The sequence below is a fragment of the Morganella sp. HMSC11D09 genome (assembly GCF_001807955.1).
GTDB classification, from domain to species: Bacteria; Pseudomonadota; Gammaproteobacteria; order Enterobacterales; family Enterobacteriaceae; genus Morganella; species Morganella morganii.
Genome location: NZ_KV791653.1, coordinates 1 through 1,401, shown reverse-complemented (window position 1 = coordinate 1,401; position 1,401 = coordinate 1). Strand labels below are relative to the sequence as shown.

General features: G+C 40.8%; 2 protein-coding genes. One reads left to right on the top strand and one right to left on the bottom strand.

The features are described 5' to 3' along the window. The first annotated feature begins 259 nt into the window (after positions 1 to 259). The gene (locus HMPREF3119_RS19305) at positions 260 to 520 is read left to right on the top strand and encodes a hypothetical protein (protein WP_162531707.1); all 261 of its coding nucleotides are present in this window, start codon (positions 260 to 262) and stop codon (positions 518 to 520) included. On the opposite strand, the gene HMPREF3119_RS02010 is transcribed toward HMPREF3119_RS19305, so the two are convergent. Continuing rightward, positions 507 to 1,401 (bottom strand): hypothetical protein (locus tag HMPREF3119_RS02010; RefSeq protein WP_210388489.1); only part of this gene is annotated, 895 nt, incomplete at its 5' end. The genes HMPREF3119_RS19305 and HMPREF3119_RS02010 overlap by 14 nt on opposite strands.

Genomic DNA, 1,401 nt, shown 5'->3' with positions numbered 1-1,401 from the left:
TACCGTCACCGACGGTGTTTTTTTATGTAAGGTGCTTTTTGTTTTGTTCATTAATAGTGTCCTTATTAAGGGAATAGATATCCGCACAAATCTGATATTGCCCCGGCGGATAGTTGTTTATTTTAGGAAAAATAATCAAAACAGACAGAGTGAATCGTGGGAAATGCTGATAATCATAAGAATTAATTTAAATACACATATAAAACAATCAATTAAATAATACAAAAAACATTAATTACCAATGGGATTAATAAACCCCATGAATGAAAAATCAGGCGCGTTACCAGATAATGAAAATGATATTCAGTCTGAAAAGAGACAATCCGCTATATCAGCTGAGTTTCAATGGTTTTCCGGCAGAAATTGTGCGTCTGTGAATCGGACTGCCATGGTCATCGCAGGATCTGGCGAAAGTGCCGGACGGGAAGTTTGCATCAGCGACGAAACCGGACTGATATACAGAAAAAAGCACTTCCCGGGGGAAGTGCTTTTACCGCTGATAAAAATTAATTTCTCCTGAAAGTACGACTGAATGATGCACGTAAACGGCCCATAAATCCGGTATGCCGCCGGACTAATTGTCCGCCTGATACCGATAATAATTTAGGTTTATACGTGTTCCACTGTTCAGGGTTTGATACCCACGGAGCGTCAACCTCATTATCATCCTTGTAAAAATGTATATTTCCGCCAAGCCGTTCTCTGTTTCTGTAAGCATAGCGCAATTCGCTGGCAGTGATAGACTGTCCGCCCATTCCTGACTTACTGATAATTTCCTTTATATTTAAATTATCAAGAGCAAAGTGGATTTTATTACCGCCACCGGATGCCGCAATTTCTATCCCCAGCTTACTACCTCTTTTCCAGAGAAGTTTCGGTACAGATTGTGCCCCGGACATATGCCATTCATGATATTGCGTACTTCCGGGATTTTTTCTGACCTCTTTATAAACAGAGTGTATATTAAATTTCTCATTTTTTTCACCAGCAGAAAAATAACTGTCCCACAAAGGATATGCTCTGCTTTTCTGTACACGGTCCTTTATATCAGCCGGTGGCGATAACTTTTTCTCATATTTATCCGGTGATTTCATGAAATTCTGTAATATTTTCATATCAACGCTCATCAATACCTGACCGGATACCGTATTATTATATAAATCAAGTATCGATGCAGGTGCGTCTTTGCTGTCAGGTAAAAACGGACGTCCCAGTGCAGAAGAAATATATTTTCCTCTGAAACCGGCAAGGCCATAAACCATATCACCTTTTTCTTCACTGAAGTTTTCACTGATGGGTTTCCGCCCGTCATCATCTCTTAACGTCACCGGATTATTCCTCACCATCCGGAACAGATTCAGCCCGTCAACGGTTCCCGCAGGATCTGAACTCAGCCAGCGC

Coding starts and splice junctions, on each gene's coding strand:
- HMPREF3119_RS19305 (WP_162531707.1), top strand. CDS start 260: ATGAATGAAAAATCAGGCGCGTTACCAGATAATGAAAATGATATTCAG.